13 protein-coding genes are annotated in these 19,846 nt (G+C 65.4%); 4 read left to right on the top strand and 9 right to left on the bottom strand.

What is annotated here, in order from left to right:
* The first annotated feature begins 14 nt into the window (after positions 1-14).
* From ACZK4H_RS10350 to ACZK4H_RS10340, 3 genes are all read left to right on the top strand, one after another.
* Positions 15-1,691, top strand: a complete 1,677-nt coding sequence (locus ACZK4H_RS10350; protein ID WP_099551686.1) for a long-chain fatty acid--CoA ligase — start codon at positions 15-17, stop codon at positions 1,689-1,691.
* Between the two features lie 161 nt (positions 1,692-1,852).
* Positions 1,853-2,725, top strand: coding sequence for a crotonase/enoyl-CoA hydratase family protein (locus tag ACZK4H_RS10345; protein ID WP_099551685.1), 873 nt, complete (start codon positions 1,853-1,855; stop codon positions 2,723-2,725).
* A 251-nt stretch (positions 2,726-2,976) separates the two neighbouring features.
* The gene (locus tag ACZK4H_RS10340; protein ID WP_099551684.1) at positions 2,977-4,164 is read left to right on the top strand and encodes a hypothetical protein; all 1,188 of its coding nucleotides are present in this window, start codon (positions 2,977-2,979) and stop codon (positions 4,162-4,164) included.
* Between the two features lie 177 nt (positions 4,165-4,341).
* Here ACZK4H_RS10340 and ACZK4H_RS10335 read toward each other — a convergent pair whose 3' ends face one another.
* From ACZK4H_RS10335 to ACZK4H_RS10295, 9 genes are all read right to left on the bottom strand, one after another.
* Positions 4,342-6,519 (bottom strand): response regulator, encoded by a 2,178-nt coding sequence (locus tag ACZK4H_RS10335; RefSeq protein ID WP_099551683.1) that lies wholly within the window; start codon positions 6,517-6,519, stop codon positions 4,342-4,344.
* Positions 6,516-7,661 carry a cyclic di-GMP phosphodiesterase response regulator RpfG gene (rpfG, locus tag ACZK4H_RS10330; RefSeq protein WP_099551682.1) on the bottom strand — a complete coding sequence of 382 codons (1,146 nt, stop codon included), beginning with the start codon at positions 7,659-7,661 and terminating at the stop codon, positions 6,516-6,518. Before rpfG ends, ACZK4H_RS10335 begins: the two co-directional genes overlap by 4 nt.
* Positions 7,662-7,865: 204 nt before the next feature.
* On the bottom strand, positions 7,866-9,377 hold the full coding sequence (gene lysS / locus ACZK4H_RS10325; RefSeq protein WP_099551681.1) for a lysine--tRNA ligase: 1,512 nt from the start codon (positions 9,375-9,377) through the stop codon (positions 7,866-7,868).
* A gap of 197 nt (positions 9,378-9,574) precedes the next feature.
* On the bottom strand, positions 9,575-11,215 hold the full coding sequence (locus ACZK4H_RS10320; protein WP_099551680.1) for an acetolactate synthase large subunit: 1,641 nt from the start codon (positions 11,213-11,215) through the stop codon (positions 9,575-9,577).
* A 65-nt stretch (positions 11,216-11,280) separates the two neighbouring features.
* The gene (locus tag ACZK4H_RS10315) at positions 11,281-12,666 is read right to left on the bottom strand and encodes an NAD-dependent succinate-semialdehyde dehydrogenase (protein WP_099551679.1); all 1,386 of its coding nucleotides are present in this window, start codon (positions 12,664-12,666) and stop codon (positions 11,281-11,283) included.
* A gap of 668 nt (positions 12,667-13,334) precedes the next feature.
* On the bottom strand, positions 13,335-14,117 hold the full coding sequence (locus tag ACZK4H_RS10310) for a helix-turn-helix transcriptional regulator (RefSeq protein ID WP_008267447.1): 783 nt from the start codon (positions 14,115-14,117) through the stop codon (positions 13,335-13,337).
* Positions 14,118-14,334: 217 nt separating this feature from the next.
* Positions 14,335-15,460 (bottom strand): peptide chain release factor 2 gene (gene prfB, locus ACZK4H_RS10305; protein ID WP_099551678.1). Its coding sequence is split into 2 segments (ribosomal slippage): positions 14,335-15,384 and positions 15,386-15,460, totalling 1,125 coding nucleotides; the frame shifts between segments, so codons are not numbered across the junction.
* The gene (locus ACZK4H_RS10300) at positions 15,383-15,634 is read right to left on the bottom strand and encodes a hypothetical protein (RefSeq protein ID WP_197577884.1); all 252 of its coding nucleotides are present in this window, start codon (positions 15,632-15,634) and stop codon (positions 15,383-15,385) included. Before ACZK4H_RS10300 ends, prfB begins: the two co-directional genes overlap by 78 nt.
* A 78-nt stretch (positions 15,635-15,712) precedes the next feature.
* Positions 15,713-18,625 carry a VIT domain-containing protein gene (locus ACZK4H_RS10295; RefSeq protein ID WP_099551677.1) on the bottom strand — a complete coding sequence of 971 codons (2,913 nt, stop codon included), beginning with the start codon at positions 18,623-18,625 and terminating at the stop codon, positions 15,713-15,715.
* 128 nt (positions 18,626-18,753) lie between these two features.
* Here ACZK4H_RS10295 and ACZK4H_RS10290 point away from each other — a divergent pair, with 128 nt between their 5' ends.
* Entirely contained in the window at positions 18,754-19,803 is a 1,050-nt protein-coding gene (locus ACZK4H_RS10290) for a DUF1176 domain-containing protein (RefSeq protein ID WP_099551676.1), read from the top strand.
* Positions 19,804-19,846 lie beyond the last annotated feature (43 nt).

Below are 19,846 nucleotides of genomic sequence, written 5' to 3'. Positions count from 1 at the left end.
CCTGGAGGGGGAATATGAGTCTGGATCGTCCCTGGCTGCAGAGCTATCCGAAAGGCGTTCCCGCCGAAATCGACGTCAACGAGTTCCATTCGGTAGCTTCGGTCTTCGACGCTTCCGTCGCAAAATTCCGCGACCGTCCGGCCTACTCCAGCTTCGGCAAGGTGCTCACCTACGGTGAGACCGATGCGCTGGTCACCCAGTTCGCGGCCTACCTGCTGGGTGAGCTCAAGCTCAAGAAGGGTGACCGCGTCGCCCTGATGATGCCCAACTGCCTGCAGTACCCGGTAGCCACCTTCGGCGTGCTGCGCGCAGGCCTCACCGTGGTCAACGTCAACCCGCTGTACACCGCCCGCGAACTGAAACACCAGCTGGTCGACGCCGGCGTGACCGCGCTGGTGGTGGTCGACAACTTCGGCGATACCGTCGAGCAGGTCATCGCCGACACGCCGGTCAAGCACGTGGTCACCACCGGCCTCGGCGACCTGCTCGGCGCCAAGGGCGCGATCGTCAACTTCGTGCTGAAGTACGTCAAGAAGATGGTGCCCAACTACCACATCAAGGGCGCCGTCCGCTTCAGGCAGGCACTCAAGCTGGGCAGCCGCCACGCGCTCCCGCCGGTCGAGATCGACCACGACGACATCGCCTTCCTCCAGTACACCGGCGGCACCACCGGCGTCGCCAAGGGTGCGATGCTGACCAACCGCAACCTGATCGCCAACATGCAGCAGGCGTCGGCGTGGATCAGTGCGTCGGGCATCGAGATGGGCAAGGAGTGGATCATCACCGCCCTGCCGCTGTACCACATCTTCGCATTGACCGCGAACGGGCTGGTCTTCATGAAGTTCGGTGGCTGCAATCACCTGATCACCAATCCGCGCGACATGAAGGGTTTCGTCAAGGAACTCAAGTCGGTGCGCTTCACTGCCATCACCGGCGTCAACACGCTGTTCAACGGCCTGCTCAATACCCCCGGTTTCGACACGGTCGACTTCTCGTCGCTGAAGGTCACCCTGGGGGGCGGCATGGCCGTGCAGCGCGCCGTGGCCGAACGCTGGAAAAAGGTCACCGGCGTGACGCTGGTCGAGGCCTACGGCCTGACCGAGACGTCGCCGGCGGCCTGCATCAACCCGCTGACCCTCACCGAGTACAACGGTTCGATCGGCCTGCCGATCCCGTCCACCGATGCCTGCATCAAGGACGACAACAGCAACATCCTGCCGTTGGGCGAGGTCGGCGAACTCTGCATCAAGGGCCCGCAGGTGATGAAGGGCTACTGGCAGCGTCCCGAAGAAACCGACAAGGCCATCGATGCCGACGGCTGGCTGCACACCGGCGACATGGCGAAGATGGACGAACACGGCTTCTTCTACATCGTCGACCGCAAGAAGGACATGATCCTGGTGTCCGGCTTCAATGTGTACCCGAACGAAGTCGAGGATGTCATCGCGATGATGCCCGGCGTGCTGGAAGTGGCTGCGGTCGGCGTGCCGGACGAGAAGTCCGGCGAGGTGGTCAAGGTGGTCATCGTGAAGAAGGACCCGAACCTGACCGCCGAAATGGTCAAGGAGCATGCCCGGGCCAACCTGACCGGCTACAAGCACCCCAAAATCGTAGAATTCCGAAAGGAACTGCCGAAGACCAACGTCGGCAAAATCCTCCGTCGCGAACTCCGCGATACGCCCGCCCAGTAAGGGTTTCGGGCAATTTGAACGGCATCGGGCCCGGGACGGAAACGTTCCGGGCCCTTTCGCATGCGGCGCCCCGGTGGCGGTGTAGCATCGCCGCGTGTGTGGACCGTTCGGCCCGCCGGCCACCCACCTGACTCTGCGGGCCGCATGCCGAGGACCCTTCCATGAGTACCATCGAAAAGCTGCCCAGCAGCGGCTCGCGTTTTGCCACCATCCGTACCGAGGACAGCGCCGACGGCAATGCCCACTGGTTGTTCATGCACGCCGATGCTGCCACCGGCATCCGTCCGTGCTGCCGAAAGGACATGCTCGACGAGATGTGGAGCTTCATGGCCGCCATCACCCGCAGCCCCGCCGAGCGCCACAGCGGCACATTGCGGCATTTCGTGCTGGCGTCCGATGCCGTCGCCTACAACCTGGGGGGCGACCTGGACCTGTTCACCCGCCTGATCCGCGAAGGCAACCGCGACCTCCTGCTGAACTACGCCCAGCGGTGCGTGGAAGGCGTGCACCACCTGCATACCGGATTCGGCGGCGACGTGCGTTCGATTGCCCTGATCCAGGGTGACGCGCTTGGCGGTGGCCTGGAAATGGCATTGGCCTGCCACACCATCGTGGCCGAGGAAGGCAGCGGAATGGGCCTGCCCGAAGTGCTGTTCGGCCTTTTCCCCGGCATGGGGGCCTATTCCTTCCTGTGCCGGCGGGTGTCACCGCACCTGGCCGAGAAGATCATCCTTGACGGCCGTGTCTACAGCGCCGAGGAAATGCATACGCTGGGCATCGTCGATGTACTGGCGAAGAAGGGCGAAGGTCGTGCCGCAGTTGAGGAGCTGATCCGCCAGCAGCAACGTACCCCACAGTCCTATCTGGCAATGAACGCCGCACGCAGCATTGCCCAGGCTGTCAGCTACGACGAACTGCTGGAGATCACCAAGGTATGGGTCGATTCCGCCCTCGCCCTCGGCGACCGCTCCTTGCGCACCATGGATCGCTTGATCAAGGCCCAGACCCGTCGCGCCGGCCTCGACGCGGCCTGATTCATCCCCTCCCCCAGGATGGGTTCAAGCCCGGTTGGCCGCCGGGCTTTTTTTGTCCAGCCGATGCGCCGTCATGCCGCATGCATGCCGCCGGTTTTTCCGGTCGGGACGTGTGCCGCCTTTGACCCGGGCATGTGCCGTAATTGGCTCAGCTGAGCACCCTCTGCAGTGCATCTCGCACTCGATTGCCGCACCATGCAGTTTCGGCTGGGCTCCATCCGCCGCCCGGAACAAGGACACCGTTCATCGCCATGGAAAAGCACACGAATCTGACGCACAACCAGCACTTCGTCTCCCAGGCGGAGCAGCGCATGAATTCCTGCTCGGATAATCCAGGGAAAAAGAAGGCAAAGATATTCAGGTTCACTGTAGATAAAAGCCAGCCATCGACAATCAACCCGCAGAACAAAGCAACCATAGAGAACAATCTCGCCTTCCATGATCTCTTCACGATCATGAGGACGGGCCATAGCAAGCGGATCAATCTTGAAGCCCTGTTCAACCGCTACGAGGCTGATTACGCCGAAAGTGCAAGATCAATCATTGAAGCCATCTCAATGGCGAGGTCCAGCCCCGGACCGGCAACCCTTCTGTTGACAGAGGACCGTCGACCATACTCGAAGCACTCCCCAACAATCGACCTGATAAAGCGCATCTACCGGCACAAGATTCTTGTCGGCGCACGAAATCCGCTACGAGTCAAAGAAACACTCGGTAGATTCCAGGATTTTCTTGACCACAGCGTCGCCGACCTGGAAGCCCTGGCGCTGCATCGGGCCCTGGATGGAAAGGACCCCGGGGAAGAGAGGCACATCTGCGAAACCTATAAACTGTCCCGCGATGACTATCGAGTATGGATCAGGCTACTGATCCTGTTGCTGTACCCGAAGGCGGACGAAGAGACCCTTCTGGACGGCTGTGTGGATGAGTTCTTCAATGCGAAGGACTATATGACGCTCATCCAGGTACATTCGTTCAAGGAAGGCTGCGCGCTACTTCCGGATACAGGCGTAGTGACGGACGCATTGGACGACGGGATAGTGACCTACATGAACGTATCGAAACACTGCATCATTGCCGTGCAGCACACAAAGATCGAAACCCCGCATTTTGATGCATTCTGCCAGTCCAGGAGAATGACCTTCGAAAAGAGACTGGAAACCATCGAATCGCTGGGATCCAGTATCCAGGCACGCCTCGTCCTGGACGACAGAGCGACTCTTGAGGGGTACAACAAGATCTGCGTAAAGGCGTGCGCCTCGGAGGTTTTCTCCGGTGCCAAGGACGTGCCTGGAATCCGGGTGGCCGAACAACGCAAAACCGCCAGCCCTGTTACGCGCCCGATGGATGATGACCCAAGCACGTCACGTTGGTTCGGCGGGCACGCCGACAACCCGCAGAGACGTTCGTGGCGCATGCAGGTACCACCGGCGCCCTGATCGTGAGAAGCACACCGCCTGAATCGAAAGGAGGCAAGCAGTCGCCCGCTTCCGAGGGAGCGCACCCCGAATCACACTCCGACCTTCACCCGTCGGAACGATCCCGCCTCAAGCAATGGGCTGAGCAGGCTTGAACGCAATCGCTCGCACGAACAGCCGGTGACACAGCCGCAGATCCTAGCGCGCCTCACCATCCTCGGCGGCACCACGCAGGCGGCGCTCGGCACGCGCATCCAGCGCACGCCGGCCTTCCTTGATGGCGTCCTGCAGCACACCCAGGCGTACGCGCCATTCGGCCTTCAACTGCCAGTCGGCCATCCGCATCAACTCGCCGGCGCGGTTGGACGCACGCATCAGGCCGAGGTTGCTGGCCACGCCCTTGATCGCATGGGACTGCTCGCGGAACACCTCCCACTGCGCGGCTTCACCCGCCTGCTCGGCCTTGCCCATGCAGCTCGCTGCGTCCTCCAGGCACTGGCGGATGAACTCACGCTCGAACCCTTCACCCATTCCCAGTGACGCCAGTTCGTCCAGCACGCTGCTGTCGAGCACGCCATCCTGCACCGGCGCCGCAGGTCGCACGACCGGCGCGGCCATAGTCCTCAACTGGGCATTGCTGGCGATCTCGGCCAGGGTGTCGAGCAGCCGTACCGCCACCACCGGCTTGGCCAGGAAGGCATGGGCACCGGCCTGGGTGCAGCGCTGGATCGCCTCCGGCGTGACATCGGCACTGAGCACCAGCACCGGCGTGCGCGGACCACCGCCGGCCTGCATCACGCGCAGTTCCTTGAGCATGTCCAGCCCGCTCATGCCCGGCATGTGCAGATCGACGATGACCGCATCGAACTCGCTGTCGGCCAAGGCGTCCAGTACGGCTTCACCACCATCGACGCACAGCACCCGGTGACCGGCCTTCTGCAGCAGGCGCTGCAGGACCATGCGATTGGCCTCGTGGTCATCGGCCACCAGGATCTGCATGCTGCGCACGCGCGCGCGATGGCGCAGGAATGGGTCGGCAAAGGCAATCACGTTCCCACCGGGCCCCGCGTCCTCCTCGCCGGACAGGGTCGGGACCGCGCCCGGCACCATCGGTTGCGGTGGCGCGAAGGGCAGCTCGACCCAGAAGTGACTACCGCGCGGTGGGTTCTCCAGATAGCCGATGTCGCCGTCCATCGCTTCGACCAGGCCCTTGGCGATGGTCGTGCCCAGTCCCGTGCCCTCATGACGGCGCGCCATGCTGACATCCGCCTGCTCGAAGGCATCGAACAAGCGCGCACGCATCGCCGGTGCCACGCCGATGCCGGTATCGAAAATGTCGAAGCGCAGGCGCACCGCGCCGCTGGTATCTGCATGCACCACGCCGACGCGGATCTCGACCCGGCCATGGTCGGTGAACTTGACTGCGTTGCCCGCCAGGTTCAACAGGATCTGCCGCAGGTGCCCGACGTCGCCGCGCACGCGCGGTGGCACGCCGTCGGCAACCTTCACCCGGTAATCCAGGCCCTTGGCCCTGGCCTGCGGCATCAGGATCAACCCGATCGCCTGGATCACGTCGGTCACGGCGAAATCCTCAGCCACCACGCGCAGCTTGCCGGCCTCGATGGCAGAGATGTCCAGCACCTCCTCCACCAGCGCCAGCAGGCTGCGCGAAGACGCCTGGATGGTGTTGAGGCACTCGCGCTGCTCATCATCCAGGCGCGTGGTCGCCAGCACTTCGGTCATACCGTTGAGGCCATTCAACGGGGTGCGGAACTCGTGGCTCATGTTGGCCAGGAAGCGGCTCTTGGCCTCGCTGGCGCGCCGGGCCTCGGCCATCGCTTCGGTCAGCTGCCGCAACAGCGTGGAGAAGTACAGCGGCACTGCGGCCAGTCCGAGCCAGAGGCCGATGGCCAGGCGGAAATTCTGCATCCAGTACGGCGTCTGGAGCACGGTGAAGCCGAAGCTCACCATGGCCATTGCCACTGCCACGTACAGGTAATGGTTGCCGAACCGCATGCCGTTGCCGACCGTCACCCACATCACCACGATGTAGACCCACGCCAGCGGCTCACCCATCTGCACCATGCCAGCCGCGATCAGGCCGTAGTCGGCCAGCATGCCCAGCACGCGGCGCGCGTCGGAACGTGCCGGCCGCCACAGCAACCAACCGAACAGCAGCAGGGACAGGCTCAATCCGGTCAGCACGATCGCCAGCACACCCACGTACTGCCCATGCGGCAGATCGTGGCGCGGCGCCGGCAACAGCACGTAGGCAAGGATCAGGCTGATCAGGACGATACGGACAATCTGCTGGCCGTGCTCACTGTCCTGCCGCTGGGACAGGCGCAGCCGCAGCCGCGACAACAGGCGTTTCACGCGCCCAGCCCCGGGCGTGCGGACGCCATCGAATGCTCGGCGCAGATCTGGTCCAGCTGCTCACGGCCGCGCATCAGCGCATCCACGCAGCGCGGATCGAACAGTCGCCCACGCTGGGCGTACAGATAAGCCAGTGTGGCTTCCATGGTCCATGCTTCCTTGTACGGACGGGGCGAGATCAGTGCGTCGAAGACGTCGGCGACAGCAACGATCCGCGCTTCCAGCGGGATCGCCTCGCCGACCAGGCCATCGGGATAGCCGCTGCCGTCATAGCGCTCGTGGTGGCGCAGCGCGATGAGCGCGCCCACCTGGATGAAACGGTTCTGGCTGCCACTGAGCAGCTCGTGGCCGATGCGCGGGTGCCGGCGCATGATTGCCAGCTCCTCGTCGTTGAGCTTGCCCTGCTTGAGCAGTACCGCATCGGGAATGGCGATCTTGCCCATGTCGTGCAGCGGGGCGGCCATCTCGATCAGCTTCACGTCATCCTCAGGCAGCCCCAGCTGCTCGGCGATCAGCCCGGCCACGCGGGCCATGCGTTCGAGGTAGGCACTGGTGCCGGCATCACGGAACTCGATGGCCCGGGCCAATCGCGACAGGGTTTCGCGTTCGCGCTCTTCGACCTCGTGCATGCTGGCCAACAGGCGCTGCTCCAGCGACAACGCCCGCTGCTTCACGTTCTCGGTCTGCTGGCGCAGCTGCAGCAGGTTGTAGCAGCGCGCGCGCAGTTCGCGCGGGCGGATCGGCTTGACCAGGAAATCGATCACGCCTGCTTCCAGCGCTGCCTGCCGGATCGGTTCGTCACCGACCACGGTGATCAGGATCACCGGGATATCGCGGTGCTTGGGCAGGCGACGGAAACGACGGGCGAACTCCAGCCCGTCCATCTCCGGCATGCGGTAATCGAGCAGCAACAGGTCGACCGGGTGCGCCTCGCACCAGGCCAATGCGGTCAGCGGATCACCGAAGTCATACACGCTCAATTCCGGCGCGATGTCTTCGATGACGTGACGCAGCATCGTCCGCGCGGACGTCTGGTCGTCAACAATGACGATGTTCAACGCGTACTCCGCCTGGTTTCTCGACCATGCTGGATCATCAGCAGGCGAGGATATCCTGCTGCTGCGAACGCTCGCACCCTGCATCGGCCCGACTCCCGTGTCATGCGTCCCGGTTCATGATCGTCATCGCATTGTGAAGCGGACTCTCCACAATGCGTCATCCCCCGACGTCGATCAAGCCATAACGGACGTCAAGGTAGTGCATTAACGATACGCCGAGTGCGGGAGGCGTCAAATGCGCCGTCTCGTTTCGCGACGGCGCGCACAATCAGGAGTCAGAAAAGCGACTTACTGCTCCGGACGCATGTAGGGGAACAGCAGTACGTCGCGGATCGAACTGCTGCCGGTCAGCAGCATCACCAGGCGATCGACGCCGATACCAAGGCCACCGGTCGGCGCCATACCGTACTCCAGCGCACGGATGTAGTCGGCGTCGTAGTGCATGGCCTCGTCGTCGCCACCTTCCTTCGCGGCCACCTGGGCCTGGAAACGCTGGGCCTGGTCTTCCGGGTCATTCAGCTCGGAGAAGCCGTTGGCCAGCTCCTTGCCGTTGACGAACAGCTCGAAGCGGTCGGTGTAGCCCGGATCGTTGTCGTTGGCGCGGGCCAGCGGCGAGACCTCCACCGGATGATCGGTGATGAAGGTCGGCTGGATCAGGGTGTGTTCGACCGTGGCTTCGAAGATCTCCAGCAGCAGCTTGCCCCAGCCGTAGGACGGCTTGACGCGGATCTTCAAGCGCTCGCAATGGCGCAGCAACGCCTCACGGTCGGTGCAGTCCGCCGCGGAGATTTCCGGGTTGTGGTGGCGCACCGCTTCATCCATGCGCCAGCGGCGGAACGCCGGCCCCAGGTCGATCTTCGCGCCGTCCCATTCCACTTCGGTGCCACCGTTCACGGCCTTGGCCACGTCACGGATCACACCTTCGGTCAGGTCCATGATTTCGTTGTACGTGGCATAGGCCTCGTACAGCTCCATCATGGTGAATTCCGGGTTGTGGCGGGTGCTGACGCCTTCGTTGCGGAAGTTGCGGTTGATCTCGTACACGCGCTCCAGGCCACCCACGGTCAGGCGCTTGAGGTACAGCTCCGGCGCCACGCGCAGATACAGGTCCAGGTCCAGCGCATTGTGGTGGGTGGTGAACGGCTTGGCCGCCGCGCCGCCGGGGATGTAATGCATCATCGGCGTCTCGACTTCCAGGAAGTCGCGGTTGTCCAGCCACGCGCGCATGGCGCGGATGATCTTCGAGCGCTTGATGAACACCGCGCGCGACTCCGGGGTCACGATCAGGTCGACGTAACGCTGGCGGTAACGCTGCTCGACGTCGGCCAGGCCATGCCACTTGTCCGGCAGCGGGCGCAGCGACTTGGTCAGCAGGCGGATCGATTCGGCCTTGACCGACAGCTCGCCGGTCTTGGTACGGGTCAGGCCGCCTTCGACGGCGATGATGTCGCCCACGTCCCAGCCCTTGAAGGCGGTATAGGCATCGCCCAGCACCGTGCCCTGCAGGAACAGCTGGATGCGGCCGGACTCGTCCTGGATCTGCGCGAAGCTGGCCTTGCCCATGATGCGCTTGGCCATCAGGCGGCCAGCCATCTTCACCTGGCGGCCATTGCCCTCCAGGGCCTCGGCGGTCCACTGTTCGGCATCGGCGAATTCTTCCTGCAGGCGGCCGGCGAAGTCCTCGCGACGGAAGTCGTTCGGGTACGCGATACCCTGCCCACGCAGCGTTTTGAGTTTCTCGCGGCGCTCGGCGATCAACTTGTTTTCGTCAACGGCGGGGGTATCGGTAGCTTCGCTCATGGATCTGCGGGAATCGTGTAGTGAGGGGGGATGTTGCGCCCGGCACGGCCGGTTGCCCAGCATACCAAAACCGCCCTGCCCCAGCCTTGGCGGCCGCCCTCGCCCCGGTAGCCGCCAACCTTGGTTGGCGGTCCGCGTGTCGACCAAGGTCGACACCCACCAGATTGCGCGACACCCACCAGAGCGCGGGGTTGGCCTCAACCGTTGCCCGGGAACGCCTGCCGCAGCTCGTCCACCAGCACCCGCTGGTTCTCCGAGTAGTCGATCGGCACCGATACCAGGTGCACGCCACCCTCGTTGAACGCCGCTTCCAGCGTCGGGATGAACTGCTCGATGGCCGTCACCTCATGCCCCTTGCAGCCATAGGCTTCCGCGTACTTGACGAAATCCGGGTTGCTGAAGGTCATGCCGTAGTCGGTGAAGCCGTCCACCGCCTGCTTCCAGCGGATCATCCCGTAGGCGCCGTCGTTGAGTATCAGCACCACCAGGTTCAGGCCCAGCCGGCGCGCGGTCTCCAGCTCCTGGCTGTTCATCATGAAACCGCCGTCGCCGCACACCGCCAGCACCCGACGCTGCGGGTACAGGATCGAGGCCATGATCGCCGACGGCAGGCCTGCACCCATGGTCGCCAGCGCGTTGTCCAGCAACAGCGTGTTGGCGACCTGGGTGCGGTAGTTGCGCGCGAACCAGATCTTGTACATGCCGTTGTCCAGCGCCACGATGCCGTCCGGCGGCATCACCTGGCGCACGTCATGCACCAGCCGCTGCGGGGTGAATCCAGCTTCCTCGGCACGGTCAGCCAGATGCTCCAGGATGGTCGCGCGCAGCGGCAGCAGCGCATCGGCGTTCGGCACCGCGCCTTCGATGCGGTCCGCCAGCTGGGTCAGCGAACGGCCGATATCGCCGATCACTTCCACCTGCGGGAAGTACACCTGCTCCACCGCCGCCTGCGAGTAACCGATATGGATCACGGTCGGCCCACCCGGACGCATCACGAACGGCGGCTTCTCGGTCACCTCGTGGCCGATGGTCACGATCACGTCGGCCTGGTCGATCGCCATGTGCACGTAGTCACGCTCGGTCAGCGCTGCGGTGCCCATGTAAAGGCCCGAACCGCCGGCCACCGCACCCTTGCCCATCTGCGTGGTGAAGAACGGAATCCCGGCGCGCAGCACGAACGCAGACAGCGCCTCGCTGGACTGCGGCCGCGAAGCGGCCGAGGCGATCATCAGCAACGGCCGCTTGGCATTGCGGATGATCTCAGCCGCCCGATCCAGCGCTTCAGGGCTGGCAATGGGACGGTCCACCGCGTGCGGCGGAATCAGCGCCACGCCTTCGACCTCATCGGCCGCGATGTCTTCGGGCAGCTCCAGCAACACCGGGCCCGGCCGCTCTTCCTGGGCCACCCTGAACGCCTCGCGGACGATGGTCGGGATGGTGCGTGCCGAGACGATCTGCCGCGCCTGCTTGGTCAGCGGTTTCATCGTGCTGACGATGTCGACGATCTGGAAGCGTGCCTGCTTGCTGGCGACGATGCCCTTCTGGCCGGTGATCATGATGACCGGCCAGGCACCGAGCAGCGCGTAGGCGGCGCCGGTGGTGAAATTGAGCGCACCCGGGCCGAGCGTAGCCAGGCACACGCCCGGCTTGCCGGTAAGACGCCCGTAGGTGGCGGCCATGAACACCGCCGCCTGTTCGTGGCGGGTGATCACCAGCTCGATGCTGGAATGGCGGAGCGACTCGACGACGTCGAGGTTCTCTTCGCCGGGAATGCCGAAAATACGCTCGACGCCTTCGTTCTCAAGTGCGGCGACGAGCAGGTCTGAACCCTTGGACATGGGAATGCCGTCCTTTTTTCGCTGGACTGGTGGTGGATCGTTGCAGGAAGGATGGAAGCCGCGCGTCAACGCTTGTCGAACCACACCGTCTGCGCGTTGACAAACTCGCGGATGCCGAAGTGCGACAGCTCACGACCGAAGCCGCTCTTCTTCACACCGCCGATCGGCACGCGCGGGTCGGAGGCCGAGAAGCCGTTGACGAACACACCGCCGGTCTGCAGCCGGCGTGCCAGCTGCATGGCTCGGGCACGGTCGCCGGTCCACAGGTTGCCGCTGAGGCCGAATTCGCTCTGGTTGGCCAGTTCCACCGCATGGTCGGCGTCGCGGGCGCGGCTGATCGAGGCCACCGGCCCGAAGGTCTCGGTATCGAAGGCCTGCATGCCCGGCTCCACCCCGGCCAGCACGGTGGGCGCATAGAACGCGCCGGGACGATCGAGCTGGTGCCCGCCGACCAGCAGCTGCGCACCGGCGTCGACCGACGCGCGCACCTGCGCATCGAGCTGTTCAAGCAGGTCCTGGCGCGCCATCGGGCCGATGCGGTTGCCGGGGTCGCGGCCGTCACCGATGGTCAGCGCCTGCACTTTCTGGCAGAACTGCGCCACGAAACGATCGTAGACCGCGTCTTCGACGATGATGCGCTTGCCGGCGATGCAGACCTGCCCGGTGTTCTGGAAGCGCGAGGCCACCGCCGCATCGACGGCCGCATCAAGATCGGCATCGGCCAGCACGATGAACGGATCCGAGCCGCCCAGCTCCAGCACCACTTTCTTCAGCGCCTGCCCGGCCTGGGCAGCGATGCTGCGGCCGGCGGCCACGCTGCCGGTCAGGGTCACCGCGGCAATGCGGTCATCGGCAATCGCGCGGCTGGTGCCCTCGCGGCTGATGTTGGCGGCGATGAAGGTGCCCTCAGGCAGCCCGGCATCGCGCCAGGCCGCGTCGAGCAGCTGCGCAGTGCCGACGATGTTCTCCGCCGGCTTCAGCAGGAACCCGTTGCCGCCCATCAGGATCGGCACTGCCGCCCGCATCACCTGCCAGTAGGGGAAATTCCACGGCATGATGCCAAGCACCACGCCCAGCGGCAGGTAGGACACGTAGGCCTTGTCGTCGGGCACCTGGGTCGGTTCGTCGCGCAGGAACCGTGCCCCGTTGTCGGCGTACCAGTCGCACAGCACGGCGCACTTTTCGATCTCGGCCAACGATTCGGCCCGGACCTTGCCCATTTCGGCGGTAGCCAGCGCGGCCAGCTTCTCGCGGTCGCGGCGCAGTACCGCGGCCATCGCACGCAGCACCTCGGCCCGCTGCTCCAGGCTCCTTGCGCTCCAGACGGCGAAGCCAACCTGGCCGCGATCGAGGATGGCTTCCAGTTCGGCATCGGTGGCGAAGGGATGGCTGGCGATCTGCTGCCCGGTGGCCGGATCGCGGGAAATGGCGGTGCTGGGGGCAGTGGACATGCAGGGCTCCTGTTGTCTCGACAACGGGCGGCGGCCCGTCTCCTGCACAGGAATGTGGACCCGATTGGCGGAGGCAACAAGGCGTCTGCTTATCCTGTGACCTGCACTTACCTGCCTGAATGGGGGCTCCTGGCAGGGCTGCGCCCTGCACCCGCAGAGGCTTCAAGCCAAGGCAAGGGCAACGGCAGAAGCTGGCATTCCGTGGGTTGGCGGGGTGGGTCCGGTTGAGGGGGACGCTGCAAGTACGTTCATGTAAGCTCGGTCGCCGCATCCATGCGGCTCACGCCCCCTCAACCGGACCCACCCCGCCTTCGACAGTTTTCCGGGATCTGTTGGAGCGACGTATTGCCTGGTGGGTGTCGACCTTGGTCGACACAGTAGATCCACGCCATGCGTGGATGACTCATTCGATATCTGACAGATGTGTCGACCAAGGTCGACACCTACCAACAGCCGCCGGAATCTGTCGAAGGCGGGGCACTGTGGGTTTGCGGGGTGTGAGCCGCATGGATGCGGCGACCACTCCCCCATGGAAGGGTTTACGGCGTCCCCGCAAACCCACAGTGCCCCGCCATCTCACGGAATGCACGCTGTTGCTGTTGCTGTTGCTGTTGCTCCGGCTCTTGCACTCGCTTCGGCGGGTGCAGGGCGCAGCCCTGCCGACCCACCTACTTCCGCGGCAGGTAAGTAACCAAGGAAAGATCGTGCCGGCTCTCCGGCACCAGCGCCACGTACTGCAGGTCCAACAACCCGCGCGTGGGGTGGTTCAGCTTCTTCGCCCCTTCATCGAACCGGCGCACATCGTGCTCCGGCCACCACTGGCGGAACTCCTCGCTGTGCGCGGCGATGTCTTCCACCAGCGCCAGGAACGGCGCCTTGTCCGGCGCCTGCGCCATCGCCGCGCGGAAGCCGGCCAGCAGACCGCGGGTCATTTCTTCCCAGTTGAGGATCAGCGTGCGGTACGGCGGGTAGAGGAACATCAGCCGCAGCGTGTTGCGCTCATGCGGCGCCAGCTGGCTGTAGTCCACGAACAGCTCGGCGATGGCGGGGTTCCAGGCCAGGATGTCGAAACGGGTGTTGCGGACGTAGGCCGGGATCGGCTGCATCGCTTCCACCAGCTGGCGCAGACCATCAGTCACGCTCTCGTCCGGTGATTCCAGCGGCACGCCATAGCCGGAGAGCGCGAACGCATAGGCGCGCTCGTCATCGCTCATGCGCAGCACCTGCGCCAGGCGCTCAAGCACCTCGGGCGAGGCACGCACTTCACGGCCCTGCTCGATCCAGGTGTACCAGCTGACACTGACCCCGATCGCCAGCGCCACTTCCTCGCGCTTCAGGCCCGGGGTACGCCGGCGCCCGGCCGGCAGGCCGAGCGTGGCGGGGTCGACACGAGCGCGGCAGGCCTTGAGGAAGCCGCCCAGTTCCTTGCGTTCACTTTCGCTGCGCATCATCGGCCCGTCCTACCCTTTGTAGCGTCGAGCCATGCTCGACGCATCCGCCAGCTCGCGAAAAGCAGCCGAGCATGGCTATGCCGGTCGTCCTGACCGGCACCCTGCGGGCCGTCGCGAGCGACGTTGGCAGCGGCTCCTGCCGCTGCCTTCAGCTCCACAAAAAACGCCACCCTCGGCCTTGCGCGCGAGGGTGACGATATCCGCGCAGGCGCGTCGATCAGGCATCGACGCGCTTGGAGCCCACGGCCAGGCCGGCCTTCAGGCTGGCCTCGACGAACTCGTCCAGGTCGCCGTCGAGCACCTTCTGCGTATCCGAACGCTCGATGCCGGTGCGCAGGTCCTTGATACGGCTCTGGTCGAGCACGTAGTTGCGGATCTGGCTGCCCCAGCCGATGTCGGACTTGGTGGCTTCCACCGCGTCCTTTTCGGCGTTGCGCTTCTGGATTTCCAGCTCGTACAGCTTGGCGGCCAGCATCTTCATCGCGTTGTCGCGGTTCTGGTGCTGGCTGCGGCCGGTCTGGCAGGCCACGACGATGTTGGTCGGGATGTGGGTGATACGCACTGCCGACTCGGTCTTGTTCACGTGCTGGCCACCGGCACCGGACGAACGGTACACGTCGGTACGCAGGTCGGCCGGGTTGATGGTGATGTCGATGTTGTCATCGATTTCCGGCGACACGAACACCGAGGTGAAGCTGGTGTGGCGGCGATTGTCGGAGTCGAACGGCGACTTGCGCACCAGGCGGTGCACGCCGGTCTCGGTCTTCAGCCAGCCATAGGCGTAGTCGCCTTCCACGCGCAGCGTGGCCGACTTGATGCCGGCGACGTCGCCACCGGAGACTTCCATCAGCTCGGTCTTCCAGCCGCGCGATTCACACCAGCGCAGGTACATGCGCAGCAGGATCTCGGCCCAGTCCTGGGCTTCGGTACCACCGGCACCGGCCTGGATGTCGACGAACGCCGCCGCATTGTCCATTTCGCCGGAGAACATGCGCTGGAACTCCAGCTTCTCCACGTGCGCCTGGTGCTTGTCCAGGTCGGCGACCACCGCCAGCGCGGTGTCCTCGTCCTGTTCGGATTCAGCCAGCTCCAGCAGTTCGGTCGCGTCGGTCAGGCCGTCCAGCACCGAGGCGATGCCGCCCACGGTCTTTTCCAGGCTGGAACGTTCGCGGCCCAGGTTCTGGGCGTACTCGGCGTTGTTCCAGACGTCGGGGCTTTCCAGCTCACGCGTTACTTCTTCAAGACGCTCTTTCTTGGCGTCGTAGTCAAAGATACCCCCGAAGCGACAGCACGCGATCGGTCAGATCGGTGATGCGCTGGCGGACAGGATTCAGTTCGATCATGTCGGCGGTTATGCATTCAAAAGATGACTGGTAATGATACCGCAGGCCGGGGGCGCCCGGAATGAGGGCCCGGGCCTGCACCGGGAAGGCTCGAGCGTGATGCACCGGCGCTGCATTCAGGCAGGCGATGCCCGCCTTGGCGTGGGGAGCCGGCTGGGCTGCAGCCGACCCCACACAGGGCCTCCTTGCCCCAGAGCGGGGTCGACGAGGGTATTCCTGGCCCACCCTCGGACGGCCACTTCGGGCAGTTGACTATTTCACCTCGAACTCGCCCACCAGCACGGTTTCGGCGCGATCCTTCAGGCGCATCGTCACCCTCTGGTCCTTCTGCTTGGCCGTACCCCAATGGGTGGTCAGGCGCAGCATCAGGGTCGTCGCACCGGTCACCAGCTGCTGGCGGCTGCCGAAGTAATTCGCCTCCACCTTGTACCTGCCCGGCTTGGCGTTGCGCAGCGAGAACTGCTCGGGACCATAGCCGCCGGTGAAGTCCTGCGACATCTGCCCGCCCTGGTAGGTCAGGCGGTTGCCGTAGTAGGCGCGCTCGCCGTTCGGGTCGGTCACCCACAGGTCCATGTCGCTGTTGTCGGCGTCCCACGACAGCACCACGCGCAGGTCCAGCGGCATCGCCTGCAGCAGGCGCGGGTCGATGCTGGTGGTATCCAGCCGGGGCGTGTTGCGGGTCACCAGGTTGGTCAGTTCATCCAATGCGATCAGGGCGATGCCATCGAAGCGGCTATCCCACGGCCGCACCACCACCTGGTACAACGGCGCCAGCGCCTGCTGCGGCTTTCCTGCCGCGGCCAGCGCCAGGCCCAGGTCACGGAAGCTCTGCGGTTCCTCCTGGCCCATCGCCAGTACCTGCTCGAACACCGGCACCGCCAGCGCAGGCGCATCGGCCTGCATCAGGCGGTAACCGAGCACGCGCAGCAGATGGCGGTTGTCCAGATCCATCTCGGCCAGGTTCGACAGCACCCGCAGTGCCAGGTCGCGCTGACCCTGCTCCAGCAGCAGGTCGGCCACATCGAGGAAGAATGCGCTGCTGTCGGCGTGTGCATCGCGCTCGGCCAGGTAGCGGTCATACAGTTGCGACGGCGGGCCCTGGCGCAGGCGCCGGGCGATGGCGGAGTCCGGCTGCCACGCCGCCAGCTGGATGCCGAGCTCGCCCTCGTTGGCGGCAGCGGGCGCAGCGACACGACCACCAGTGACCGTGATTGAATCCAGGGCCTTGTTCGATGCAGGCGCTGAGCGACGTGCACGCGCGCTGCTGGCTTCCATGCGCTGCTCGGCGGCGGCGGCCATCGGTGCCGGGGCGGGCGGTGCCGCCGGGGCCGGCGCGCCGAGCATCGCCACCGGCGCCGATTCCATCGCATAGTCCGCGGAGGCCACTTCCAATGCCCCGCCCTTCGCCTGCGGCGGCATTCCCTTCGGCCAGCTGCGGTTCCACCACTGCTGGCGCTCCTTCCAGCGTGCAGCCACTTCATCCAGGCGCTGGCGATCTGCAGCGGCACGATCCGCCACCTGCACTGCAAACCTGGCGTCGTACTCAGCGCGCAGCGTGCCAGACGGACGGATCGCATAGCGCAGGTAGTCCTCCAGCGTCTCCAGCACGATCAGCGAGGTATCCGGACCGATCAGGCAAAACTGCTGCGACAGGCGCTGCATGGCCTCGCGGTTGCCGCGGCGGTCGGCGGCCAGCTGCTGCAGGCGCGCCTGTGCCCACAAGCCGGCCAGCAGTTCGCCGTCTTCACTTTTCTGCGTCGCGGGCAGCGCCTGCCATTCGCCGCCACCCACGCGCACCCGCATCGGCACACCATCGGCCGCCAGTCGTGCGTGCAGCCAGAGCCAGCCTTGGGCTTCACTGCGACGATCGATCACCACATCCTGCACGCCGCGCCCTGCATCGACCTGAACATCCAACGGCGACGACAGCAGCTCACGCGCCGCCGCATCGACATCCTTGCCCAGCGCAACGAAGCGGCCGCCATGCGCTTCACTCCAACCACGCAGTCGCACGGCATCGGTGCGCGCACCGGCGCTGCTGATCGCGAACAGGCGTTGATCCGCCGCCATCGCCGGCAGCTGTTCCGGCCCATAGGTCAGCAGACCGTCGCTGACCAGCAGGTATTCCTTCACGCCCGGCTGCGGCTGCCACTGGGCCAGCGCACTGGCACCATCCGGGCGCACCACCTGCAGTGCTGCGCGCAGCTCACTCCAGTTGCCTGCGCGGATACGGAAGCGGCGCACCGGTTCGGCCCGATCACGCAGCACAGTCAGCGACACCGTACCGTCGCCCATCGCGGCGAAGTAGCGATCCAGCAGTGCGAACTCACGCGTGCGATCGCGCTGCCCCGCCGAACCGGAGCCATCCCACAGCAGGCCGATCTCGCTGGGCAACGTGCGGGGCGTACTGCTGGCCGCCACCGGCAGCTGCGCCAGCAGGTAATGGCCATCCTCCCAGGGCGCCACCTGCACCTGTGCCTGGCGGGCTGCCGGCAGGCTCCACTGCAGCTGCTTCGGCAACTGCGCGCCCCTGCCCTGCCATTGCAGCTGGCCCGCACTGATACGGAAGGGTGCCGTACCTGCGGTGGCCGCGCCGGGAGCCTGCAGCTTCAGTTCAACCGAGGCTGCACCGGCCGCGAACTGCAGCGGCAGCGTCCACTGCCAGCCTTGGCCGGCGAAGGCCAACGGCTCGCGAATCACCAGTTGCACACGCCGACTGCCACCGGCCGGCAGCGGGTAGACGCGCAGGCGGAACTGGTTGCCGGCGGTCTGTTCCAGCAGGCCCGGGTCGACACCACGGCGGGCGATCTCCTCGAACACCTGACGGCCGCGGTCCTTGGGCACCGGCACCGCGTCACGCAGCTCGCCGTTGATATCCAGGGCGAAGCCGGAGATCTGTTGGCCATCGGCCAGCGGGAACTGCAGCTCGCCCTCCAGCACGCGCCGGTTCGGGTTGTGGAATTCCAGTGTGATCCGGGTCTGGGCAACGCCGGCCTGCACGTCGCCTTCAATGCGTGCACGCTGCAGCTGCACCGGTTGTTCGGCGGCTGGCGCGATCAACAGCGGCGTGGTGGCCTGCGGCCGGGAGATCCGTGGCGACTGCGCGCCAGCGGGCCAGGCCACAAGGGCCAGCAACAACACAGTGCAGCAACGGGCGAAGACCATGACCGGACTCCAGTGGGATCGTGGAGGGTTGAACGCACGAACAGACGGAACGGGGTTTGACGAGCCGAGCTTTTCAATGTCGTCGCCCACAGGCACGATGCCCCACTCCCATATGCGCAAGGATGCCGATGCGACTCCCCCTGCCCACCATTCTGCTGCTCCTGGCCTGCCCGTTGACCGCCCTTGCGGCGGCCCCGGCCAAAAGCCTGTATTTCCAGCATCACGACTGGGTCGCGGCCTGTGACAATACCCGCACCTGCCGCGCCGCTGGGTACGCCACCGACGAGGACAGCACCCTGAGCGTCCTGCTCACCCGCAAGGGCGGCCCCAACCAGGCCATCCAGGGCCGCCTGTCGCTGCAGCCGGAAGAAGGCCAGCCCCAGCCCAAGGGCGCACTGCATCTGCGCATCCAGCAGCAGGATCTCGGCGTTCTGGCCCCGGCAAAGGGCGAAGGCACGCACAGCTTGAATGCCGCGCAGACCAGCGCGCTGTTGTCGGCACTGGTGCGCGACGGTGGGGTCAGCGTAACCGATGGCGCAGGCCGCCGCTGGCCGTTGTCGGACAAGGGGGCGGCAGCGGTACTGCTGAAGATCGACGAGTACCAGGGGCGCCTCGGCACACCCGGTGCCGTGATGCGCAAGGGCAGTACGCCGGAATCCAGCGTCCCCGCCGCCTTGGCGGTGCCGGTGGTTCGCAAGGCCGCAACCGTGGACTCGACCCCGGGTGATCCGGCGTTTGCTCGGCTGGCCGCCTCACCCGCCCTGCGCGCGGCGCTGCGTGCCTCGCTGAAGGACGACAGCTGCGATGGGCTGCTGGAGACCGACGCCGACGTTCCGCTCAGCAACTCCCCGCTGCAGATCCAGCGCCTGGATGCGCAGCACGTATTGGTCAACGTGCAGTGCTGGCGCGCGGCCTACAACACCGGCGATGGCTACTGGGTGGCCCGTCCGGAGGCGCCTTACCAGGCGCAATGGGTGACCAGCGATGCGATCGACTACGCCGACGGCCAGATCATTGCTGCGCAGAAGGGCCGCGGCCTGGGCGACTGCATCTCGCAGAACACCTGGACGTGGGACGGCACGCGCTTCATCGCGACGTCGGAGGTAGCGGCCGGCCTGTGCCGGGGCGTGCCCGGTGGCACCTGGGAACTACCGACGCTGGTAACCGAGGTCCGCTGACCTGACAGATAAAGGGGACGGAGGGGATTAAGTCGCTTTTGCC

It is taken from the genome of Stenotrophomonas sp. 78350_Sma (assembly GCF_056482105.1).
Note: the sequence above shows the minus strand (reverse complement) of the source record. Positions and strands in the feature narration are given on the sequence as shown.

Coding starts and splice junctions, on each gene's coding strand:
- ACZK4H_RS10350 (WP_099551686.1), top strand. CDS start 15: ATGAGTCTGGATCGTCCCTGGCTGCAGAGCTATCCGAAAGGCGTTCCC.
- ACZK4H_RS10345 (WP_099551685.1), top strand. CDS start 1,853: ATGAGTACCATCGAAAAGCTGCCCAGCAGCGGCTCGCGTTTTGCCACC.
- ACZK4H_RS10340 (WP_099551684.1), top strand. CDS start 2,977: ATGGAAAAGCACACGAATCTGACGCACAACCAGCACTTCGTCTCCCAG.
- rpfG (WP_099551682.1), bottom strand. CDS start 7,661: ATGCAGGGTGCGAGCGTTCGCAGCAGCAGGATATCCTCGCCTGCTGAT.
- lysS (WP_099551681.1), bottom strand. CDS start 9,377: ATGAGCGAAGCTACCGATACCCCCGCCGTTGACGAAAACAAGTTGATC.
- ACZK4H_RS10320 (WP_099551680.1), bottom strand. CDS start 11,215: ATGTCCAAGGGTTCAGACCTGCTCGTCGCCGCACTTGAGAACGAAGGC.
- ACZK4H_RS10315 (WP_099551679.1), bottom strand. CDS start 12,666: ATGTCCACTGCCCCCAGCACCGCCATTTCCCGCGATCCGGCCACCGGG.
- ACZK4H_RS10310 (WP_008267447.1), bottom strand. CDS start 14,117: ATGATGCGCAGCGAAAGTGAACGCAAGGAACTGGGCGGCTTCCTCAAG.
- ACZK4H_RS10295 (WP_099551677.1), bottom strand. CDS start 18,625: ATGGTCTTCGCCCGTTGCTGCACTGTGTTGTTGCTGGCCCTTGTGGCC.
- ACZK4H_RS10290 (WP_099551676.1), top strand. CDS start 18,754: ATGCGACTCCCCCTGCCCACCATTCTGCTGCTCCTGGCCTGCCCGTTG.